This is a genomic window from Paraburkholderia sejongensis, assembly GCF_020880815.1.
Lineage (GTDB): Bacteria > Pseudomonadota > Gammaproteobacteria > Burkholderiales > Burkholderiaceae > Paraburkholderia > Paraburkholderia sejongensis.
Window position 1 is genome coordinate 263,986 of record NZ_JAJITD010000008.1, and the last position, 21,790, is coordinate 285,775.

Consider the following 21,790-nt stretch of genomic DNA (forward strand, 5'->3'; position numbering starts at 1 on the left):
TCGCGGCGAGGAGCGAAAGGAGCGGAAGGGGGCGGGAACGGACGGGAATACGTAGATTAATTGGGTAGAATCGCTCCCAACGCCACTGCCCACTTCCCAGCACGACTCTATGATCACTGGCTCGCAACGGGTTCAAACGACGGCTGCACCTCGACGCAGCGTGATTCATCGACCGTTGCGCGCCGCGCTCACCGCCGCGCTTGCGACCGTGTTTCCGGCTGTGGCTTCGGCGGCGCGGTCAGCCACGGTTTCAGCCGCGATTTCAGCCGCAATTTCAGCCGTACTGCTCTGCGCGACGCTTCTGCTCGCGCCGGCCGCGCACGCGGCGCACGCGATCGCCCAATACGGCGAGCCGAAATATCCGGCCGGCTTCAAACATTTCGACTACGTCAACCCCGACGCGCCGAAGGGCGGCACGCTGGTGCTCGCGAATCCGAGCCGGCTGACCAGCTTCGACAAATTCAATCCGTTCACCCTGCGCGGCAACGCGGCGCCGGGGCTCGAACTGATGTTCGAGAGTCTCGCGGTCGGCAGCGCCGACGAAGTCGCGTCGATCTACGGGCTGCTCGCCGACGACATCGCGGTCGCGCCGGACGGTCTGTCGGTCACGTTCCGGATCAATCCGCGCGCGCGCTTTTCGAACGGCGACCCGGTCACCGCCGACGACGTCAAGTTCTCCCTCGACACGCTGAAAAGCCCGCAGGCCGCGCCGCAATACGCGTCGATCTTCGGTGAGATCAAGCGCGCGGTGGTCGTCGATCCGCGCACCGTGCGCTTCGAGTTTCGCGAGCGCAATCGCGAGTTGCCGCTGCTCGCGGGCAGCATGCCGGTGTTCTCGCGCAAGTGGGGGCTCAAGGCCGACGGCAGCCGCATTCCGTTCGATCAACTGGCGTTCGAAAAGCCGATCGGCAGCGGCCCGTATCTGATCGAGAGCTACGACAACGGCCGCAACATCACCTTCAAACGCAATCCGGATTACTGGGGCGCCGATCTGCCGGTGCGGGTCGGCATGAACAACTTCGATCGCATCGTCTACAAGCTGTACGCGGACGCGACCGCGCGGCTCGAGGCGTTCAAGGCCGGCGAGTACGACGTGCTGGTCGAGTACATCGCGCGCAACTGGGTGCGGCGCGACGTCGGCAAGAAGTTCGACAGCGGCGAGCTGATCAAGCGCGTATTCCCGCAGCACAACGGCACCGGGATGCAGGGCTTCATCCTGAACGCGCGCCGGCCGCTGTTCCAGGACGTGCGCGTGCGCAAGGCGCTCGATCTCGCGCTCGACTTTCAATGGCTGAACCGGCAGCTGTTCTACAGCCAGTACACCCGCATCGACAGCTATTTCGCCAATACCGAATGGCAGGCGAAAGGGCTGCCGTCTGCCGGCGAGCTCGCGCTGCTGGAGCCGTGGCGCGACCAGCTCGACCCGGCCGTGTTCGGGCCGCTGCCGAAGCAGCCGGACACCGATCCGCCCGGCTCGCTGCGCGCCAATCTGCTGCAGGCCCGCGATCTGCTGCAACAGGCCGGCTGGACCTATCGCGACGGCGCGCTGCGCAACGCGCGAGGCGAGCCGTTCCGCTTCGAGATTCTCGACGACTCCGGTTCGGCCGCGTCGATGGAGCCGATCATCGCGACCTTCACGCGCAACCTGCAAAAGCTCGGCATCACCGCGACGTTCCGGGTCGCCGACTACGCGGTCTATCAGAAGCGCCTCGACGCGTTCGACTTCGACGTGACGACGATCCGCATGCCGGACGTGCAGGTGCCCGGTCAGGAGCAGATCAACCGCTTCGGCAGCAAGGCCGCGGATACGCCTGGTTCGGATAACGCGATCGGCGTGAAGTCGCCGGTGGTCGATGCGGTGCTCGACGCGCTCGTGCACGCGCAAACCCGCGAGCAGCTGACCGACGCCGCGCACGCGCTCGACCGTCTGCTGATGCATGGCTACTATGTGGTGCCGCACTGGTACAGCGGCACGCACCGGGTCGCGTTCAGGCGCGGGCTCGCGTGGCCGAAAACCTTGCCGCTGTACTATGGCGCGGAAGGCTGGATCACGTCGATGTGGTGGCACGAAGATCGCTGATTCAGCGGCCGCCGTCGTCCACCGTCTCGCTCATACGTCGCTCACAGGTCGCTCACACCAACGCCTTCGCACCGGAACTACCGCTTATGTGGAGCTACATCCTCAAACGCCTGCTGCTGATGATCCCGACGCTGATCGGCGTGCTGACGCTGACCTTCGTCGTGATCCAGTTCGTGCCGGGCGGCCCCGTCGAGCAGATGCAGCACGAGCTGCGCAAGGGCGCGGAGGGCGCGTCGCCGTTCGGGCTGCGCACGCATAGCGGGGTCGACGCGCAGCAGCTCGCGCAACTGAAGCAGTTGTACGGCTTCGACAAGCCGCCGCTCGAACGCTATGGGCTGATGCTCAAACGTTTTGCGACCTTCGATCTTGGCCAGAGCTATTTCCGCCATCAAAGCGTGTGGTCGCTGATCGTCTCGAAGCTGCCGGTGTCGATCAGCATCGGCTTATGGACGTTCTTTCTCACCTATCTGATATCGGTGCCGCTCGGCATCGCGAAGGCGGTGCGCAACGGTTCGAACTTCGATCTCGCGACCAGCCTGATCGTGCTGATCGGCTACGCGATTCCGGGCTTCGTGCTCGGCGTGCTGCTGCTGGTGCTGTTCGGCGGCGGCACCTTCCTGCAACTGTTTCCGCTGCGCAATCTCACGTCGGATAACTGGGACCAGTTGAGCGTGATCGGCAAGGTGCTCGACTATCTGTGGCACATCACGCTGCCGGTCACCGCGTCGGTGATCGGCAGCTTCGCGGTCGTCACGATGCTGACGAAGAACGCGTTTCTCGACGAGATCCGCAAGCAGTACGTGCTGACCGCGCGCGCGAAGGGCTTGTCGGAAAAGCGCGTGCTGTGGAAGCACGTGTTTCGCAATGCGCTGCTGCCGCTGATCGTCGGCTTTCCGGCCGCCTTCATCGGCGCGTTTTTCACCGGCAGTCTGCTGATCGAAACACTGTTTTCGCTCGATGGGCTCGGGCTGCTGTCGTATGAGTCGGTGATGCGGCGCGACTATCCGGTCGTGCTCGGCACGCTGCATGTGTTCACGCTGATCGGCCTCGTCACCAAGCTGATCTCCGACCTGTGCTACGTGTGGGTCGATCCCCGCATCCAATTCGAACAGCTGGAGCGCTGATGAATCGAGCCCGCCTTTCCGCCGACGCGGCAGCGCGCACCGAACCCGCGCGCGCCTTGCAGTCGCCGACGCCCGCGCGCCGCGTCTGGCAGCGGTTTCGCCAGCAGCGTCTGGGCTACTGGAGCCTGATCATCTTCGTGGTCGCGTTCGCGGCGAGCCTCGCGGCGCCGCTGTGGTCGAACGACAAGCCGCTGGTGGTGCGCTACGACGGCCACCTGTATTTCCCATTGTTCAAGAACTATGCGGAGACCACCTTCGGCGGCGACTTCCCGACCCCGGCCGATTATCTCGATCCGTATCTCAAGCATCGTTTCGATGCGCCGGGCAATTTCGCGCTGTATCCGCCGAACCGCTATTACTACGACACGCTGAACTACTTCTCGAAGGCGCCGAACCCGGCGCCGCCGTCGCGCCAGAACTGGCTCGGCACCGACGACCGCGGCCGGGACCTGTTCGCGCGGCTGCTGTACGGGTTTCGGGTGTCGGTCGAATTCGGTCTGGTGCTGACGCTGATCGGCACGGTGCTCGGCATCGCGGCCGGCGCCGTGCAAGGTTACTTCGGAGGGCGAACCGATATCGTCGGGCAGCGGCTGATCGAAATCTGGGCCGCGATGCCGGAGCTGTATCTGCTGATCATCTTCTCGGCGATCTTCGAGCCCGGTTTCATTCTGCTGATCGTGCTGCTGTCGCTGTTCGGCTGGATCGGCCTGTCCGATTACGTGCGCGCGGAGTTCCTGCGCAATCGCCAGCAGGACTATGTGCGGGCGGCGCGCGCGATGGGGCTGTCGAACTGGCAGATCATGTGGCGCCATGTGCTGCCCAACAGCCTGACGCCGGTCATCACGTTCCTGCCGTTCCGGATGAGCGGCTCGATTCTCGCGCTGACCAGCCTCGACTTTCTCGGCCTCGGCGTCCCGTCGCCGACCCCGAGCCTGGGCGAACTGCTCGCGCAGGGCAAGGCGAATCTCGACGCGTGGTGGATTTCGATGTCGACGTTCGGCGTGCTGGTCGCGATGCTGCTGCTCCTGACCTTCATGGGCGACGCGCTGCGCAATGCGCTCGATACGCGGATCTCCGATGCGATGCGCGCGGGAGGCAATCAATGAGCGCGCAGCCGCATGTGAAGCCGCCGCGCACGGACGCGCCGCTACTCGAACTCGATCATCTGCGCGTCACGTTCGGCGACACGGTTGCGGTCAACGACGTGTCGCTGGCGATCGCGCGCGGCGAACGGGTCGCGCTGGTCGGCGAATCGGGCTCGGGCAAGAGCGTGACCGCGCTGTCGGTGCTGCGCCTGCTGGCCGACGCCGAGGTGAGCGGCGCGATCCGCTTCGCCGGCGAAGATCTGCTCGCGAAGAGCGAACGGCAGATGCGCGGGCTGCGCGGCTCGGACATCGCGATGATCTTCCAGGAGCCGATGACCGCGCTCAACCCGCTGTATACGATCGGCGACCAGATCGCTGAGACGATCGTCACGCACGACGGCGTCAGCGCGCTGGAAGCGGCGAAGCGCGCGGTCGAGCTGCTCGCGCGCACCGGCATTACCGAGCCGGGCAAGCGCGTGAACAGCTATCCGCATCAGCTGTCGGGCGGCCAGCGCCAGCGCGCGATGATCGCGATGGCGCTCGCGTGCCGGCCGCGGCTGCTGCTGGCCGACGAGCCGACCACCGCGCTCGACGTGACGATCCGCGCGCAGATCGTCGAACTGTTGCTGGAGCTGCAACGCGACGAAGCGCAAAAACGCGGGATGGCGGTGCTGCTGATCACCCACGACCTGAATCTGGTGCGCCACTTCGCGCAGCGCGTCGCGGTGATGGAGCGGGGCGTGCTGGTTGAGACCGGGCCGGTCGAACAGGTGTTCGAGTCCCCGCAGCATCCGTACACGCAGCGCCTGCTGGCGAGCCGGCCGCAGCGCGCGGTCGTGCCGGTGCTGCCGATCGCGCCGGTGCTGCTCGAAGCGCGCGACGTGTCGGTCGACTTCAAAACGAAGCTGCCGGGCCTGCGCGGCTGGTTCGAGTCGGGACGCTTTCGCGCGGTCGACGCGGCCAGCGTGTCGGTGCGCCAGGGCGAGACGCTCGGGATTGTCGGCGAATCGGGCTCGGGCAAGTCGACGCTCGCGATGGCGCTGCTCGGCCTGCAACGCACCGCGCACGGGGAGATCGAGTTTCAGGGCAGGGCGCTCGGCAGCTACCGCGGTGCCGCGAAGACCGCGTTGCGCTCGAATATGCAGGTGGTCTTTCAGGATCCGTTCAGTTCGCTTTCGCCGCGCCAGACGATCGAGCGGATCGTCGGCGAGGGGCTGGCGCTGCATCGGCCGCAAATGACCGCGCAAGCTCGCCGCGACAAGGTGGTCGCGGTGCTGCGCGAAGTCGGCATCGACCGCACCGCGCTGTATCGCTATCCGCACGAGTTTTCGGGCGGCCAGCGCCAGCGGATCGCGATCGCCCGCGCGCTGGTGCTGGAACCGAGCGTACTGATTCTCGACGAACCGACCAGCGCGCTCGACGTCTCGATCCAGCAGCAGGTGCTCAAACTGTTGAGCGGTTTGCAGCACAAATACAACCTCGGCTTCGTATTTATCAGCCACGACCTCGAAGTGATCGGGGCAATGGCGCACCGGGTCGTGGTGATGCAAAACGGATCGATTGTCGAAGCCGGCGAGGTCGAGCGAATTTTTGCGACGCCGTCGCATCCTTACACGCGAAAGCTGCTGAAAGCAGCGCTTGATCGTTGATTTTTCACTCGTTTAACAATTGCGTGCGTATCTCGATTGATTTTTTCTATTTGTTTTGACACACAAATACTTACTGATTAGTATCGACCAAACTTTTTTCCCTAGCCCCCTGATTTTTTGGCAAAAACTTCCGACCAATGCAGCACAGAAATCTAACCCAGGCTTGCACGCGCGTCGTCGCCGGGATGTTCATTGGCGTCTTGATGGCAGCAACTCCCGGCGCATTCGCCGACGAAGTCAGCAGTTTCAATCAGAATGCCTCCTATTCGACCAGCTCCGGGTCGAATTCCCTGTCCCTCTCCACTGCCCAAACCCCCGCTGCCGACAGCAATAGCGGCGGCGCGAAGTCGTTCTTTTCCGGCATGGCCGGCAAAGCGGGCGACGTCGTGGTCGGCGCGCTGAACATGATCGGCGTGCGCTACCGCTGGGGCGGCAATACGCCGGATTCGGGGCTCGATTGCAGCGGCTTCGTGCGCTACGTGTTCCAGGACACGCTCGGCCTCGCGCTGCCGCGCCGCGCCGAGGAGATGAGCCGGGTGGGCGAGAAGGTGCGTGTAAGCGACCTGAAGCCGGGCGATCTGGTGTTCTTCAATACGATGCGACGCACGTTCTCGCACGTCGGCATCTATATCGGCGACAACAAGTTCGTGCACTCGCCGTCCACCGGCAGCACGATCCGCGTCGACGACATGGATGACGGCTACTGGGAAAAGCGCTTCACCGGCGCGCGCCGGATCGAGACCTCGTATCAGGGCGACGATCTGCGCCAGCGCGTGAACGCGACGCTCGGCGGCAACAACTGATTCCAGCCTGAGTTTGGCAAAATAATCTGGCGAAATAAAAAAGCCTGCTTCATCGAAGCAGGCTTTTTTGCGTTTTGGGGCGCCGATGTTTTTGCCGCCGCGGCTGGCGCTGGAATCGCGCCCAGCCCTGCGACGCACCGATTCGCGCCGTCAGCCGGCCATCCGCCGGGCCGCGAGCTTGCGCTGCAACTCCGGCATCATCTTCGCGACCGCTTCCTCGCCGGCGAGAATCGCCGCGTTGCGCTGCGAGAAGTCGCTGCCGCTCATCGCCGCCAGATTCGGCCGGATTACGACGTCCGCATACTTGTCGAGTTCGTAGGCCTTGATTGACTGGCCCATGATCGTAAAGGTCTGCATCAGCACGTCGAACGAGCTGCTGATCACGCCGGTCTCCGGGCGCTGCGAGATATCGACCGCGATCACGAAGTCCGCGCCCATCTTGCGCGCGAACGACGCCGGCACCGGACTCACGAGGCCGCCATCCACGTATTCATGACCGCCGATCTTCACCGGCTCGAAAATCGACGGCACGCTGCACGACGCGCGCACCGCAATGCCGGTATCGCCGCGCTGGAACAGGATCGGCTGACCGGTCTGCAGATCGGTCGCGACTACCCCGAGCGGCCGCGCCATCTTCTCGATCGGGCGGTTGTTCAGCGTCGTGTTCAGGTACTTCTGCAGCGCCACGCCTTGCAGGAAGCCGCGGGTGCGAAACGGCATCGCCCAGTCGCTGATCGACGCTTCATCCATCGACAGCGCGAGCTTGTTCAGCGCGAAGCCGTTCATGCCCGACGCGTACAGCGCACCGACCACGGAACCGGCGCTGGTGCCGGCGACCAGATCGATCTGGATGTTGCGCGCCTCGAGCGCCTTGATCACGCCGATGTGCGCGAAGCCGCGCGCGGCGCCGCCGCCCAGCGCGAGCGCGACCCGCACGGGTTTTTGCTGCGCTTTGTCGGCCGGCGGCGCGGTGGGCGTGGCGGTGATCGGCGCGCCGTCGAGCTTGCCGCCGGTCGTGGTGCAGGCGGCGAGCAGCGCGGACGCGGCTGCCAGCGAGAAGTGGCGACGGCTCAAACGGCGCGGCGCGTGGCAGAGCGATTCGGGGGACGAAGCGGGCGAGGACGGGGATGACGGTTTCAACGATTTCTCCAGCAACGGCGCGGGCGACGCAGTCGGCGTCGCGCGTGCCGCGGTCAGGCTGAGGTAAGACGGAACGAAGCGCCGGGGAGCGGCGTCCCGTCGAAATGCGACCGGGGCCCACCTGCAGCGCGCGCACATCATAAAGCAAAGGATCGGCTCGCACGGGGCACTGTAATGAAACGTTGCAGAGGAAGTATTCGGAACTGGCGGACGGGCTTTTCGGAACGGCGTGCGGGTTCGCCAGGCTGTCTGCCTCCATGCCGTTTGCCGCGCCTGTCAGGCCCTGCCGGCAAGGGCGGCAAGCCGCGTGCGGCAGGTATAATTCGACCCTTGCACCTATTTCCCTCGTGTCCGTGCGCGACCTCGCGCGCAGCATGGGCACGCTTCGCTGCCGCGCTTGCGCGAACCCATTCGCCCGGGCGCCGGCGCCTGTTCTCCGAGTAACGCTAATGACCACCTCTGTCCGTACCCGCTTCGCACCGAGTCCCACCGGCTTCATCCACCTGGGCAACATCCGCTCCGCACTGTATCCGTGGGCGTTCGCGCGCAAGATGAAAGGGACCTTCGTGTTGCGGGTCGAAGACACCGACGTCGAGCGCTCCACCACCGAATCGGTCGACGCGATTCTCGAAGGGATGGCCTGGCTCGGCCTCGATTTCGACGAGGGCCCGTTCTACCAGATGCAGCGCATGGACCGCTATCGCGAAGTGCTCAAGCAGATGCAGGACAACGGGCTCGTCTACCCGTGCTACATGTCGACCGAGGAACTCGACGCGCTGCGCGAGCGCCAGCGCGAAGCCGGCGAAAAGCCGCGCTACGACGGCACGTGGCGCCCGGAGCCGGGCAAGGTGCTGCCGCAGCCGCCGGAAGGCGTGAAGCCGGTGCTGCGCTTTCGCAATCCGCTCACCGGGGTGGTCGCGTGGGACGACGCGGTCAAAGGCCGGATCGAAATCTCCAACGAGGAACTCGACGACCTCGTGATCGCGCGTCCGGACGGCACGCCGACCTATAACTTCTGCGTGGTGGTCGACGATCTCGACATGCGCATCACCCACGTGATCCGCGGCGACGACCACGTGAACAATACGCCGCGCCAGATCAACATCCTGCGCGCGCTCGGCGGCGAGCCGCCGGTCTATGCGCACCTGCCGACCGTGCTGAACGAGCAGGGCGAGAAGATGAGCAAGCGCCACGGCGCGATGAGCGTGATCGGTTATCGCGATGCCGGCTATCTGCCGGAAGCGGTGGTCAACTATCTGGCGCGACTTGGCTGGTCGCATGGCGACGCGGAGATTTTCACGCGCGAGCAGTTCGTCGAATGGTTCGACCTCGAGCACCTTGGCAAATCGCCGGCACAGTACGACCACGACAAGCTGAACTGGCTCAACGCGCACTACATCAAGGAAGCGGACAACGCGCGCCTCGCCGAACTGGCGAAGCCGTTCTTCGCCGAACTTGGTATCGACGCGGCGACGCTCGGGCAGGGCCCGGAACTCGTCGGCGTGGTGGGGCTGATGAAGGATCGCGCGTCGACGGTCAAGGAGATCGCGCAGAACGCGGCGATGTTCTATCGCGTGCCGGCGCCCGATGCCGAGTCGCTCGCGCAGCACGTGACCGACGCGGTGCGCCCGGCGCTCGCCGATCTGGCCGCCGCGCTGAAGACGGTCGAGTGGACCAAAGAGGCGATCGCCGCCACGCTGAAGGCGACGCTCGGCGCCCATAAGCTGAAGATGCCGCAACTGGCGATGCCGGTGCGTCTGCTGGTGGCAGGCACGACCCATACGCCGTCGATCGACAGCGTGTTGATGCTGTTCGGCCGGGACGTCGTGGTGAGCCGCATCGAGAAAGCGCAGGGCTAATCGACGCGCTGAGGCGGGCGTTCAGGCGCGTGTGAGAGGGCATGCACGCGACCTGAAAAAATTTCGCATGTAATTGCTCAAAGGGTATTTACAAAGCGCAAATCGACCTCTAGAATCTCGTTTCTCTGATGTGCCGCGGGGGTATAGCTCAGCTGGGAGAGCGCTTGCATGGCATGCAAGAGGTCAGCGGTTCGATCCCGCTTACCTCCACCACCACAGCAGAGCGAGTAGGAGAAAGTTGTTCGGAAGTCTCGAAGTTGTAGTAAAAAAGACTTCACAAACGACTAAAAAGAAGTTATAGTAGCGGTCTTCGCAGTTGACGAAAACGAATTAACGAAAGTTAGCGTCAGTTAGCAGCGAATTAAATACAGATCTGAAAAGATTATGTCCCCTTCGTCTAGAGGCCTAGGACATCACCCTTTCACGGTGAGTACAGGGGTTCGAATCCCCTAGGGGACGCCAAACATCAGCGTCGCTTTAGTGTTCGAGTTGTAGTGACCCGGAAGTAAAGCAGCGCAGCTTGCAGAGAATTAACCGACGCTCGCAAGCCAGGGTGTAAAGACTGGAGTGGTAGTTCAGTCGGTTAGAATACCGGCCTGTCACGCCGGGGGTCGCGGGTTCGAGTCCCGTCCACTCCGCCAGACAAAGCCCGTTCATTCGAACGTGAACGGGCTTTTTCATTAAGGTTGTAAGCAGTATGTTGTCCCCTTCGTCTAGAGGCCTAGGACATCACCCTTTCACGGTGAGTACAGGGGTTCGAATCCCCTAGGGGACGCCAGAACGTCGGCGTCGTTCGGTTGGAAGTTTGAACGGTGCAGCAGGCAAGCGGATGACACCGTTTGCCACGGTGCAAAAATCTGGAGCGGTAGTTCAGTTGGTTAGAATACCGGCCTGTCACGCCGGGGGTCGCGGGTTCGAGTCCCGTCCGCTCCGCCAGATTTGAAAAGCCCACTTCGAAAGAAGTGGGCTTTTTTCATTTCCGCTACCGTGGTTTCGTGTGCGTGGTGCCGCGCGGCCTCGGGTGGCTCCGGACAAACAGCCATTGCCAGCGCGTGCGGGCTGTTTTACCGTTGACCCGGTTCATCTCTGCACTCCCGCCATGTTCGATCCCACCGAAGCTCCGTCACCGTTCCATCTGCGCACGGCCAGCATCGACGATTTCGAGTTTGCCGAGGCGCTGACGCGTAACAACATGGGCGGCTACTATCGCCGGCATCATCTGGTATGGCGCAGCGATCTGTTTCTCGGCAGTTGGCGCGAGTCGGAGAATTTCATTCTCGAAGTGGACGGCGTGCCGATGGGCGTGCTGCGCATCACCGAAGAGGGCGATTCGCTGCATATCCGCGACGTGCAGATTGCCGAAGGGTATCGGCGGCTCGGTGCGGGGACCTTTCTGCTCGACATCTCGCATCAATGGGCGCGTGAACGCGGGCTGCGCGAGTTGCAGTTGCGCGTGTTCGTCGATAATCCGGCCGCCCGGCTGTATCAGCGCAAGGGCTATAAGCTCGCCGGGCCACGACTCGCGCAACTCGGCGCGATCCGTCATCTGGCCAGACGGGTTTGATGCGGTGCTTTGCGCGGCGCCGAACGCCACCACGCTAGCGCTCGGCGACCATGCATGCATGCTGGAGCCGATGAACGCACCGATAAACGCACCGATCAACGCGCCGCTGTCACTCAGCGTCCGCCAACAGCGGCCGGGTTCGCTTGCCGCTGCGCCGCTTCCTCACCCGTTTCCTCGTCGGTTTGTCCGCTATCGGGTTTGCCGTTCTCCGCGCGATGCTCGGCGCCGCGTTCGATAAACGCGCGCGGACTGGTCCCGAACGCGCGCCGGAACATTGCCGAAAACGCACTCTGGCTCTGATAGCCCAATTCCCGCGCGACATGCGAGAGCGGCCGTCCCTGACTCAACAGCGGAATCGCGCGCGCGAGAATCGCCTGCTGGCGCCATTGCGAAAAACTCACGCCGAGTTCCTGGCGAAACAATCGCGCGATCGTGCGCGTGCTCGCACCGACCTGCGCCGCCCATTGTTCGAGCGACTCGCCATGCGTCGGGTCGGCGATTACCGCCTCGCACAGCGCGCGCAAGCGCTTTTCGCGTGGCATCGGCACCGACAGCGGCAGCGGCTCCGAGCGCGTCAGCTCATCGAGCGCGAGCGCGCCGAGTAGCTGCTCGCGCGCGGGCGACAACCCGCTGGTGTCGAGCGCGGCGATCACTTCGCGCAGCAGGTTCGAGACCTCGACGACGCGCGGCGCATCGAGCACGGCCGGCACCGCGTTCTCGGTGATGTAGAGCGTGCGCAAAAACGCATCTTCGACCGAGACCACCTCGTGCGTGACGTGCGGCGGCAGCCAGATCGCGCGCGACGGCGGCACCATCCACGTGGTGCCCACGGTGGCGACCCGCAGCACCCCGCGCGACGCATACGCGACCTGCGCCCACGCATGCGTATGACGCGCGATGTGCGAGCCGGCCGGCATCGGCCGCGAGCGCACCCGGATCGGGTGGGTCGCGTTCGGCGCGAACTCGGGCGGGATGTCGGCGAAGCTGGCGCGGCTGAGCAGATCAGAGTCGGCGGACGAGGTCATGGCGAGGGTCGGTCGGGACAGGGCGGCGGGGCGGCGCGCGCCGAAGCAGGGCGGGTGTCGGCCGCCGGAATTCACCGCCGGGGCTGCCAATCATTGTAGAGGGTGCCCGCCCACGGTGATCAACCGGCGAGCGGACCGATGCATAATGTGCCGGTTGTCCCAGCCAGTCCTCTCTCACCCAGGAGACCTCACGACGATGCAGACCGTCTTTGTCTATGGCACGCTGCGTGCCGGTGAAACCAACGACATCAGCGAAGCCGCCGCACGCAACGACGTGCCCGCGCCGACGCTGCTCGGCACCACGACCGTGCGCGGCCATCTGTTCGACTTCGGCGATTACCCGGGCCTCGTCGTCGACGAAGCGGGCGTCGAGGTAGTCGGCGACGTCTATGAGATCGACGATGCGCTCGTTGCGGTGCTCGACGAAATCGAAGCGGTGTACCCGGGCGTGGAGGACCGTTTCCTCGCGCGCGAGGTGATGGTGAAAGTGGACGACAGCGTCGTGAACTGCCGGTTCTATCCGGTGGCGCCGAACGCGGTAAAGGGCTTGCCGGAAATCCGCTCGGGCGATTGGATCGAACATCGGCGCACGCGCTGAGCGCAGGTACGGCGGCGTAGCGCCGCGAGAGGTAGCGCGCAACGCGGCTATCAGTAACAAGGCGCGCCGGATTCGCATCCGGCGCGCCTTTTTTTCAGCTCGCTATGAACGATCACACGCTCACATCAGACCGCTCGGAAGCGCCCGGCCCGTCTGATCGTGCTTCCGCTCAAAGCTCCTCATACAGCGGCAGCGTCAGAAAGTCGGTGAACTGCTCGGCGGTCGACATCTGTTCGAAGATCTGCGCCGCGCGCTCATACGGCTTCGTATCGCCGCCGACCGTCTGCTTGACCTTCTCCAGTTCCTGCACCGACAGCTCGCGCACCAGTTCGACCGTCACCTTGCGGCCGTCGTCGAGCTTGCCCTTTGGCGAGCGGATCCACTGCCACACTTGCGAGCGCGAAATTTCCGCGGTCGCCGCGTCTTCCATCAGATTGTGAATCGGCACGCAGCCATTGCCCGCGAGCCATGAGCCAAGGTAGTGGATGCCGACGTTGATGTTGTTGCGCAGACCCGCTTCGGTGATCGGCGTCTCCGGGCGGAAGTCGAGCAGGTCGGTCGCGGTCACCAGCACGTCGACGCGCTGCTTGTCGATCTGGTTCGGCCTGTCGCCGAGCACCTTGACGAACTCTTCCATCGCGATCGGCACGAGGCCCGGGTGCGCAACCCAGCCGCCGTCGTAGCCGTCGCCCGCATCGCGCGCCTTGTCCGAGCGCACGCCGCCCATCGCCTTGTCGTTCGCGGCCGGATCGTTCTTGATCGGGATCAGCGCGCTCATCCCGCCGATGGCCGGCGCGTGGCGGCGATGGCAGGTCTTCAGCAACAGCAGTGCGTACGCGCGCATGAACGGCGAGGTCATCGTGATCTGCGAGCGGTCGGCGAGGCAGAAGTCGCGATCGGCCTTGAACTTCTTGATCGCCGAAAAGATGTAGTCCCACCGGCCGGCGTTCAGGCCCGAGCTGTGTTCGCGCAGCTCGTACAGGATCTCGTCCATTTCGAACGCGGCGACGATCGTCTCGATCAGCACCGTCGCGCGAATCGTGCCGCGCGGCACGCCGACCGCTTCCTGCGCGGCGACGAAGATGTCGTTCCACAGCCGCGCTTCCAGATGGCTCTCCATCTTCGGCAGATAGAAGTACGGGCCCGAGCCGCGCGCGATCAGCTCTTTCGCGTTGTGCACCAGGTACAGCGCGAAATCGAAGATACCGCCCGACACGCGCTTGCCGTCGACCAGCACGTGCTTCTCGTCGAGATGCCAGCCGCGCGGGCGCACGATCAGCGTTGCGGTCTTGTCGTTGAGCCGGTACGACTTGCCGTTCTGTTCGAGCGAAATCGTGCGGCGCACCGCGTCCTTCAGATTGATATGGCCGGTTATCTGGTTGTCCCAGCTCGGCGCATTCGAATCCTCGAAGTCGGTCATGTAGGAGTCCGCACCGGAATTGAGCGCATTGATGATCATCTTGCGTTCGACCGGCCCGGTGATCTCGACGCGCCGGCATTGCAAATCCCGGGGCAGCGGCGCGATGCGCCAGTCGCCTTCGCGCACGCTCTTCGTGCTGGCGAGGAAGTCGGGACGCTCGCCGGCGTCGAGCCGCTTCGTGCGCTCGACGCGCGCCTGCAGCAACTGCTGGCGGCGCGGCTCGAACGTGCGATGCAGCGCGGCGACGAGTTCGAGCGCTTCGCGCGTGAGGATCGCTTCAAAGCCGGGCTTGATCTCGCCGGTGATTTCCATGCCCTGCGGCAGCGATAGCGTGTTCGTCATGTGGTTCTCCTTGGTCGGTCGGATTGCAGAAATACGAAGGTGAAAAGGTGTCGGGGTGGGTGAAAGGGGCAGTGAACGCCGTCATGCGCGCGGGCCGGCGCGCTTGCGGTGGCCACTGCCGGGAACCTGGGTCGAGCGGGTGGCGCGCCCGCGAGCCGAGGTCGAGACCGAGGCCGGCGCCGCTGCCGCGAGCGTTTGCAGAAAGCCCGGCAGATCGTGCATGCCGCCGCCGGTGCCGTGCGGCGCGATGCCCAGTTCCTCGACCGGCAGCTTCTGCCGGTTCAGCCAGAAGGTCGTGAAGCCGAACCACGTCGCGCCGGCCACGTCCCAGCCGTTCGACGACACGAACACGATCTCGCGCGCGGCCACCCCGAAAGCCGCGGGGCCGAGCGCGTAGGCGGCGGGCGAGGGCTTGTACGCGCGCACTGCATCGACGGACAGCACGTGGTCGAACAGAGCGCTCATCCCCGCGCTCTTGACCGCGATGTCGAGCATCTGCGGATTGCCGTTCGACAGGATCGCCAGCCCGACGCGTGGCGCGTCGGCGGCATCGGCGGTTTCGCGCAGCGCGCGCAGCACCGGCACCGCGTCGGGAAACGCGGACAGGCACGCGTATTCGTCCATCAGACGCTTTTCGGCCGCGCGGCCCAGGGTCAGCTGAAGTTTCTTCGCGGCGAAGCGCAGCGCGTCGAGCGTGATGTCCCAGAACGGGCGGTAGTGCGCGCCGGGCGCGTCGAGCGGCGCGGCGAGCGTGCGCAGTTGCGTGTATTCGATCTGCTTCTGGCGCCACAGCTGCGACAGCGCGTCGCCGTGGCCGGGGAACAGTTGCTCGGCGGCAGCGAGTACCGAGTGCACGTCGAAAAGCGTGCCGTACGCATCGAAAATCACTGCTCGCGGGGTAGGTGTCGTTGTGGCCGACATTGCCGTGCGCTCCACTCAGAGGTCGGGAACGATTGTATTGGTGACATCCGCTACCTGAAAATAGGCTAAAGATCACTTGATCTTTTACTTTCATCCACCTAATCTGGCGCGCACCGGAATACTTTTACGCTTGCCTTTTCTGCGACGCCGCGCGCATCGTTCATGGACCGTTTCAAACAGATCGAGACCTTCGTTACCGTCGCCGCGCGCGGCAGCCTGTCCGCGGCGGCGCTCGCCGAGGGCGTCGCGCCGGCGATCATCGGCCGCCGCATCGACGCGCTCGAGGAGCGCCTCGGCGTCAAGCTGCTGGTGCGCACGACCCGCAAGATCACGCTGACTTTTGAAGGCTCGGCGTTCCTCGAAGACTGCCAGCGCATCATTCACGACATGCAGAACGCCGAGGCCAGCGTGTCGGCGGGCGGCGTGAAGGCGAGCGGCCATCTGCGGCTGTCGGCGCCGGCCGGCTTCGGGCGCCGCCACGTCGCGCCGCTCGTGCCGGCATTCACGGTCGCGCATCCGGACGTGTCGATCACGCTCGATCTGTCGGACCGCCTCGTCGATCTGGTCAACGAAGGCTTCGATTGCGCGGTGCGGCTCGGCGAGTTGCCTGATTCGTCGCTGGTGTCGCTGAAGCTCGCGGAAAACCGCCGCGTGTGCGTCGCGTCGCCCGCGTATCTGAACCGCCGCGGCGCGCCGCATAGCCTCGCCGAACTCGCGCGCCACAACTGCCTCGCGCTCGGCGCGAGCGCGAACCAGCAGCGCGGCTGGATGTTCCAGCAGGACGGCAAGGTCGTGTCGATCAAGGTGTCCGGCACGATGGAATGCTCGGACGGCGCGGTGCTGCACGAATGGTGTCTGGCCGGCCACGGCCTCGCGTGGCGCTCGTGGTGGGAGGTCGGCGCGGAGATCGCGGCCGGCCGGCTCGTCAGCGTGCTCGACGAATTCGCCGCGCCGCCGATCGGCATTCACGCGGTGTTTCCGCAGCGCCGTCATCTGCCGCTGCGGGTACGCCTGTTTCTCGACTTTCTCAAGCATACGTACGGCGAACCGGATTACTGGGATTGAACGAAGCGCGCGGCTGGAGCGATGAAGATGTGCATCGATGCGATCCGGCCCGGCGCTGTGCGCCGCGACCTCAGGCCGATTTGTCCCCGCGTTCGCACGCACTACAATCGATGCGAGCAGCCTGCACGCGGGGCTTCGTCGAACGCTGAGGCCGGGCTGCGCGAAGCCGGCGACGGAGGGCATCATGTTCACGCACATCCTGGTTCCTACCGATGGTTCGGATCTGTCACGCAAGGCGATCGCGGGCGCGATCGATCTCGCTCAGGCGGTGGGCGCGCGCGTCACCGCGTACGCGTGCCTGCCGCAATATCCGTACTCGCCGTTCTCCGACGTCGCGGTCGAGCCGCCCGGCGAATTCCTGCAACGCAGCGAGCGCGAAGCGCGTGTGCATCTGCGCGAAGTGGAGTTCGCCGCGCACCGCGTCGGCGTGAGCGTCGAGAGCCGCACCAGCGTGCATCCGGCGCCTTACCTCGGGATCATCGAGGCGGCCGAGCAGGGCGGTTGCGACGTGATTTTCATGGCCTCGCATGGACGGCGCGGACTCGGCAGCCTGCTGATCGGCAGTGAAACGCAGCGGGTGCTGACGCATACGAAAATTCCGGTGATCGTGTATCGCTGAGAGCGTGGGCGGGATAGCGGCAGCGGCGGCAATCTGCGCGCGAGTTCAAAAAAAGCGCGCCGGCGGCAACGCCGGCGCGTTCAGTTTCGCCGCACGCTTGCTGCGTGCTGGCTTCTCTCAGACCCCGGCCGTCGGCGCTCGCCCGAAGACTCACTGCCAATCCGGGACGGCGCGGTCCTCCCTGTTGCCGGCGGCGCGTCTAGCGGCGCCGCTCGGCGTTCTGCCAGTCGTTTGCGCGATCAGACCGCGGGGCCGCACGGCCCAGCCGGTTGATCTCAGGCGACCTTCTTGTCGAAAAACTGCTCGTCTTCGGTCGAGCCGTGCAACGCGGTGGTCGACGCTTCGCGTTCGACCGTCTGCGTCACCGCGTCGAAATAGCCGGTGCCGACTTCGCGCTGGTGCTTCACCGCGGTGAAGCCCTTTTCGGCTGCCGCGAATTCCGCCTGCTGCATTTCGACGAACGCGGTCATCTGGTTGCGCGCATAGCCGTGCGCGAGATTGAACATCGAGTAGTTCAGCGCGTGGAACCCGGCCAGCGTGATGAACTGGAACTTGTAGCCCATCGCGCCGAGTTCACGCTGGAACTTCGCGATCGTCGCGTCGTCGAGGTTCTTCTTCCAGTTGAACGACGGCGAGCAGTTGTACGCCAGCAGCTGGTCCGGGTACTCCTTGCGGATCGCGTCGGCGAATTTCTTCGCGAACTCGAGGTCCGGCTTGCCGGTTTCGCACCAGATCATGTCTGCGTACGGCGCGTAGGCGAGACCGCGCGAGATCGCCTGTTCGAGACCCGGGCGGGTGCGGAAGAAGCCTTCGACGGTGCGCTCGCCGGTCAGGAACGGGCGGTCGTTGTCGTCGATGTCGGAGGTGACGAGGTCGGCGGCTTCCGCGTCGGTGCGGGCGAGCAGCACGGTCGGCGCGCCCGACACGTCGGCGGCCAGACGCGCGGCGGTCAGCTTGGCGACCGCTTCGCGGGTCGGCACCAGCACCTTGCCGCCCATGTGGCCGCACTTTTTCACCGACGCGAGCTGGTCTTCGAAGTGCACGCCGGCCGCGCCTGCTTCGATCATCGCCTTCATTAGTTCGAACGCGTTCAGCACGCCGCCGAAACCGGCTTCGGCATCGGCCACGATGGGCGCGAAGTAGTCGATATAGCCTTCGTCGCCGGGATTCTTGCCTTCCGACCACTGGATCTGGTCGGCGCGCGTCAGCGTGTTGTTGATGCGCTTGACCACCAGCGGCACCGAGTTGGCCGGATACAGCGACTGGTCCGGATACATTTCGCCGGCGACGTTCGCATCGCCCGCCACCTGCCAGCCCGACAGATAGATCGCCTTCAGACCGGCCTTCACCTGCTGCATCGCCTGATTGCCGGTCAGCGCGCCGAGCGAGTTCACGAACGGCTCGCTGTTCACGGCGGCCCACAGCTTTTCGGCGCCCCGCTTCGCGAGCGTGTGTTCAGGCTGCACGGAGCCGCGCAGACGCACCACGTCTTCGGCCGTATAGGTACGCTTCACACCTTTCCAGCGCGGGTCGGTTTCCCATTGCTGCTTCAGTTGCTGCACCTGCTGTTCGCGGGTCATGGTCATGATGTGCTCCTTCTATGCCTGTGATGGAGGATGGTGACTCGGTGATCTCGAAGCGGGCGAAGCCTTGTGGGGCGTTCCGTTTCGCGAAGTCTTGTAGAAGAGTCTAGGCAAATCGATGGAGCCGCAACAGGCGCGGCAAAGCGTTTTCTCGATATTTATTTTGATATGAAATCAAGGGCTTGAAATCGCCGTTTCGCGATGAGAAACGACATTTTCCCTCTTGCAACGTGCCCCGTTGTGCCGTGCAGCATGATTTTTTACGACACAAAAAAATTTTTTACATCGTGAAATTTTGGGGTGGCGAAGCGCGGGACGAAAAAAAACCGGTGCCTGAGCACCGGTTTTTCTTTGACGGGCGGACGGCGCGGAGCCGTCCGGGTCTTTACACGCTAGAGGCGTTTAGCTGCCGCGACGCGCGGTACGCGGACCGTCGTTGCGGCGCGCGCTGTAACCGTCACGCGAGCCGTAGCCGTCGCGCGAACCGCCGAAGCCTTCACGCGAGCCGTAGCCGTCGCGCGAACCGCCGTGGCCTTCACGCGAACCGCCGGCCGGCTTGTTGCCCCAGCTGCTGCCGTTGCCGTTGCCGTTGCTGCTGCCGCTGCGCGAGCCGCCGTAGCCGCCCGGCTTGCCCGAGCCGCTGCCGAAGCGACGGCCGTTACCGCCGCCCGGACGACCGCGGCCACCGAAGCCAGGACGGCCGTTGCCCGAAGGCGCCGCCTTGCGCGGCTCGAAGCCTTCGACGACGTTGACCGGCAGCGGCGTGCGCACGAAGCGCTCGATGCGCTTGAGCGCGCCCTGTTCGGCGTGATGCACGAGGCTCACCGCGACGCCCGAGCGGCCCGCGCGGCCGGTACGGCCAATGCGGTGCACGTAGTCTTCGGCGAACTTCGGCAGGTCGTAGTTGAACACGTGCGTGATGCCGGGGATGTCGATGCCGCGAGCCGCGACGTCGGTCGCGACCAGCACGCGCACGCGACGCTCGCGCAGCGCGCGGATCGTGCGGTTACGCGCGCCTTGCGGCAGGTCGCCGTGCAGCGCGGCCGATTCGAAGCCGGCGTCGGCCAGACGGCCGGCCAGCTGGTCGGCGTCCATCTTGGTCGCGGTGAACACGATGGCCTGGTCGAGGCCTTCGGCGCGCAGCAGATGGTCGAGCAGACGATCCTTGTGATCGCGGTCGTCGACGTAATGAACCGTTTGCGCGATGTTGGTGCGCTGTTCCATGCGCTGGACGATCTCGATGCGCTCCGGATCCTTCAGCAGACGGCCGGTCAGCGAACCGATCTTGCCGTCGAGCGTGGCCGAGAACAGCATGGTCTGACGCGTGGCCGGCGTTTCGGCGACGATCGTGTCGATGTCGTCGATGAAGCCCATGTCGAGCATGCGGTCGGCTTCGTCGAGCACGAGGATCTGCAGTTGCGACAGGTCGATGCGGCCGCGTTCGAGGTGGTCGATCAGACGGCCCGGCGTCGCGACGAGGATTTCGGGGTTCTTCGCGAGCAGCATCAGCTGCTGGCCGTAGGCGACGCCGCCCAGAATGCTGACGGTGCGCAGGCGTTTCAGGTGCTTGCCGTAGGTTGCCGCGGCGGTCGTGACCTGCATCGCGAGTTCGCGGGTCGGCGTCAGGACCAGCATGGTCGGGCGCGCGACCGGCTGCGGACGGCGGCCACGGTTGCCATCGGCCGGACGCGGTTCGCGCGGCTGGCTTGCCTGGGCTTTTTGCAGTTGAGCGAAACGCTCGATGGCCGGCAGCATGAATGCCGCGGTCTTGCCCGAACCGGTCGGGCTCGACACCAGCAGGTCGCTGCCGGCGATACCGGCCGGCACCGCGCGTTGCTGCACCGGCGTCGGGTGTTCGTAACCAGCAGCGGTCAGCGCGGAAACGACGTCCGCGGACAGACCGAGCGACGCGAACGTCGGCTTGCCGTCTTCGGCGGGCGCGGCGGCCGCAGCGACTTCCGCTGCGGGGGCGAGACCGAGTGCTTCGTCGGCGATGGCGTTCAACGGGCTGCTGGGGGTATTGCTCGAAGTCATGTGAATCCTTGAAAACGATCCTGGGGAGGTTCGTGAAATAAAAACGTCAACGCCAATCGGCATACCCAAGTCGTCGGATTCAGCGAGCAAAGAAGCAGCGAGCAAATCGCAAAACGGGGGCAACTCGCGACAATGAAGGCGAGTTTTTCGTTAGAAGCTGTATCGGATGCGACGTGCCGAAATGGCAAGCCGCCAGCCTGGGACTTGAGCCCGTAGGGGGCTAGGCAGAAGGGGACAGGTTCTAAACTGGATTGGAGCAAACGCTATCGGACGCTACGCCGCGAGGTCCGCGTGAAAAGCGGGCAAAGCAGTGAAGCGCAGGCGGCATTATATAGAGATTTGCTGCACTGCGCCACTATTAGCGCGAGCCCGATAGAAAAAAGTGCCGGAATGGTATGAAGAGAGGAGCCGGCGGTGCGGCGCGGCTGCCGCTGGCAGAGCGCCGCGTAACGCTGCCGCATCGGCCTGAGCGGGCCTCGTGCGGCGGCTTAACGTACCCGGGACGGCCTCAAGCCGCGGCGCCGCTCTTTAGCGACTCGACGAGTTCCACGTACTGCTGCTTCGCAGCGTCCTGCGCGGTGCCCTTCAGCGCGGCCCATGCGTCGTACTTGTATTTGCCGACGATGTCGGTGAAGCCCGGCTTGTCGCCGTGCACGTCGCCTTCGCTCGCCTGCTTGAAGAGTGCATACAGACGCAGCAGCGTCAGATTGCCGGGACGCTCCGGCAACTGCTTGACGTCTTCCTGAGCTTGCGCGAATTGCGTATTGATATCGGTCATGGTGATGTGCCCGCGGGACGGGATTGGAATAGATCGGCCGAAAATCATAACAACGGAGCGGCGCCGCCGGATCGAGGGCTTATTCCAAACATCGTCGGTTT

The 21,790-nt window shown here is 64.8% G+C and carries 17 protein-coding genes and 5 tRNA genes; 15 read left to right on the forward strand and 7 right to left on the reverse strand.

Annotated features, from left to right (window positions below; translation table 11 throughout):
• Nucleotides 1–109: 109 nt before the first annotated feature.
• The 5 genes from LJ656_RS17915 (at nt 110) to LJ656_RS17935 (ending at nt 6,741) form a co-directional block, all read left to right on the forward strand.
• Nucleotides 110–2,080, forward strand: a complete 1,971-nt coding sequence (locus LJ656_RS17915; protein WP_230510718.1) for an extracellular solute-binding protein — start codon at nt 110–112, stop codon at nt 2,078–2,080.
• A gap of 86 nt (nt 2,081–2,166) precedes the next feature.
• Nucleotides 2,167–3,204, forward strand: a complete 1,038-nt coding sequence (locus tag LJ656_RS17920) for a microcin C ABC transporter permease YejB (RefSeq protein ID WP_230510719.1) — start codon at nt 2,167–2,169, stop codon at nt 3,202–3,204.
• Nucleotides 3,204–4,310: an ABC transporter permease gene (locus tag LJ656_RS17925; protein WP_230510720.1), complete on the forward strand. Its 1,107-nt coding sequence runs from the start codon at nt 3,204–3,206 to the stop codon at nt 4,308–4,310. Before LJ656_RS17920 ends, LJ656_RS17925 begins: the two co-directional genes overlap by 1 nt.
• Nucleotides 4,307–5,938: an ABC transporter ATP-binding protein gene (locus LJ656_RS17930; protein WP_230510721.1), complete on the forward strand. Its 1,632-nt coding sequence runs from the start codon at nt 4,307–4,309 to the stop codon at nt 5,936–5,938. Before LJ656_RS17925 ends, LJ656_RS17930 begins: the two co-directional genes overlap by 4 nt.
• Nucleotides 5,939–6,075: 137 nt before the next feature.
• Nucleotides 6,076–6,741: a C40 family peptidase gene (locus LJ656_RS17935; protein WP_230510722.1), complete on the forward strand. Its 666-nt coding sequence runs from the start codon at nt 6,076–6,078 to the stop codon at nt 6,739–6,741.
• 150 nt (nt 6,742–6,891) lie between these two features.
• Here LJ656_RS17935 and LJ656_RS17940 read toward each other — a convergent pair whose 3' ends face one another.
• A complete protein-coding gene (locus LJ656_RS17940; protein ID WP_425605955.1) occupies nt 6,892–7,881 on the reverse strand; it encodes a patatin-like phospholipase family protein in 990 nt (329 codons plus the stop codon).
• A 449-nt stretch (nt 7,882–8,330) separates the two neighbouring features.
• Between LJ656_RS17940 and gltX the strand changes: the two genes are divergently transcribed.
• The 7 genes from gltX (at nt 8,331) to LJ656_RS17975 (ending at nt 11,304) form a co-directional block, all read left to right on the forward strand.
• Nucleotides 8,331–9,740, forward strand: coding sequence for a glutamate--tRNA ligase (gene gltX, locus LJ656_RS17945; protein ID WP_230510723.1), 1,410 nt, complete (start codon nt 8,331–8,333; stop codon nt 9,738–9,740).
• Nucleotides 9,741–9,877: 137 nt separating this feature from the next.
• Nucleotides 9,878–9,953, forward strand: a tRNA-Ala gene (locus LJ656_RS17950).
• 173 nt (nt 9,954–10,126) lie between these two features.
• Nucleotides 10,127–10,202: transfer RNA gene (locus tag LJ656_RS17955), tRNA-Glu, on the forward strand.
• Nucleotides 10,203–10,304: 102 nt separating this feature from the next.
• A tRNA-Asp gene (locus tag LJ656_RS17960) sits at nt 10,305–10,381 on the forward strand.
• A 61-nt stretch (nt 10,382–10,442) separates the two neighbouring features.
• Nucleotides 10,443–10,518: transfer RNA gene (locus tag LJ656_RS17965), tRNA-Glu, on the forward strand.
• An 81-nt stretch (nt 10,519–10,599) separates the two neighbouring features.
• Nucleotides 10,600–10,676: transfer RNA gene (locus LJ656_RS17970), tRNA-Asp, on the forward strand.
• Nucleotides 10,677–10,839: 163 nt separating this feature from the next.
• Complete coding sequence (locus LJ656_RS17975; protein ID WP_075301153.1) at nt 10,840–11,304, forward strand: GNAT family N-acetyltransferase; 465 nt, start codon at nt 10,840–10,842, stop codon at nt 11,302–11,304.
• Nucleotides 11,305–11,417: 113 nt separating this feature from the next.
• Here LJ656_RS17975 and LJ656_RS17980 read toward each other — a convergent pair whose 3' ends face one another.
• Nucleotides 11,418–12,329, reverse strand: coding sequence for an AraC family transcriptional regulator (locus tag LJ656_RS17980; protein WP_230510724.1), 912 nt, complete (start codon nt 12,327–12,329; stop codon nt 11,418–11,420).
• Between the two features lie 196 nt (nt 12,330–12,525).
• On the opposite strand from LJ656_RS17980, the gene LJ656_RS17985 reads away from it, so the two are divergent.
• The gene (locus tag LJ656_RS17985; protein WP_230510725.1) at nt 12,526–12,927 is read left to right on the forward strand and encodes a gamma-glutamylcyclotransferase family protein; all 402 of its coding nucleotides are present in this window, start codon (nt 12,526–12,528) and stop codon (nt 12,925–12,927) included.
• Between the two features lie 169 nt (nt 12,928–13,096).
• Here the strand turns inward: LJ656_RS17985 and aceB are convergent, their stop codons facing one another.
• Together aceB and LJ656_RS17995 are read right to left on the reverse strand one after the other, a co-directional pair.
• Nucleotides 13,097–14,689: a malate synthase A gene (gene aceB / locus LJ656_RS17990; RefSeq protein ID WP_230510726.1), complete on the reverse strand. Its 1,593-nt coding sequence runs from the start codon at nt 14,687–14,689 to the stop codon at nt 13,097–13,099.
• Between the two features lie 81 nt (nt 14,690–14,770).
• Complete coding sequence (locus LJ656_RS17995; RefSeq protein ID WP_230510727.1) at nt 14,771–15,610, reverse strand: haloacid dehalogenase type II; 840 nt, start codon at nt 15,608–15,610, stop codon at nt 14,771–14,773.
• A gap of 162 nt (nt 15,611–15,772) precedes the next feature.
• On the opposite strand from LJ656_RS17995, the gene LJ656_RS18000 reads away from it, so the two are divergent.
• Nucleotides 15,773–16,675 carry a LysR family transcriptional regulator gene (locus tag LJ656_RS18000; RefSeq protein WP_230510728.1) on the forward strand — a complete coding sequence of 301 codons (903 nt, stop codon included), beginning with the start codon at nt 15,773–15,775 and terminating at the stop codon, nt 16,673–16,675.
• A 184-nt stretch (nt 16,676–16,859) separates the two neighbouring features.
• A complete protein-coding gene (locus LJ656_RS18005; protein WP_075301141.1) occupies nt 16,860–17,294 on the forward strand; it encodes a universal stress protein in 435 nt (144 codons plus the stop codon).
• Between the two features lie 275 nt (nt 17,295–17,569).
• On the opposite strand, the gene aceA is transcribed toward LJ656_RS18005, so the two are convergent.
• The 3 genes from aceA to LJ656_RS18020 all read right to left on the reverse strand — a co-directional run bounded on the left by aceA (nt 17,570) and on the right by LJ656_RS18020 (nt 21,689).
• A complete protein-coding gene (gene aceA, locus LJ656_RS18010) occupies nt 17,570–18,874 on the reverse strand; it encodes an isocitrate lyase (RefSeq protein ID WP_230510797.1) in 1,305 nt (434 codons plus the stop codon).
• A 405-nt stretch (nt 18,875–19,279) separates the two neighbouring features.
• Nucleotides 19,280–20,911 carry a DEAD/DEAH box helicase gene (locus LJ656_RS18015; protein ID WP_230510729.1) on the reverse strand — a complete coding sequence of 544 codons (1,632 nt, stop codon included), beginning with the start codon at nt 20,909–20,911 and terminating at the stop codon, nt 19,280–19,282.
• A gap of 508 nt (nt 20,912–21,419) precedes the next feature.
• A complete protein-coding gene (locus LJ656_RS18020; RefSeq protein WP_230510730.1) occupies nt 21,420–21,689 on the reverse strand; it encodes an acyl-CoA-binding protein in 270 nt (89 codons plus the stop codon).
• Nucleotides 21,690–21,790 lie beyond the last annotated feature (101 nt).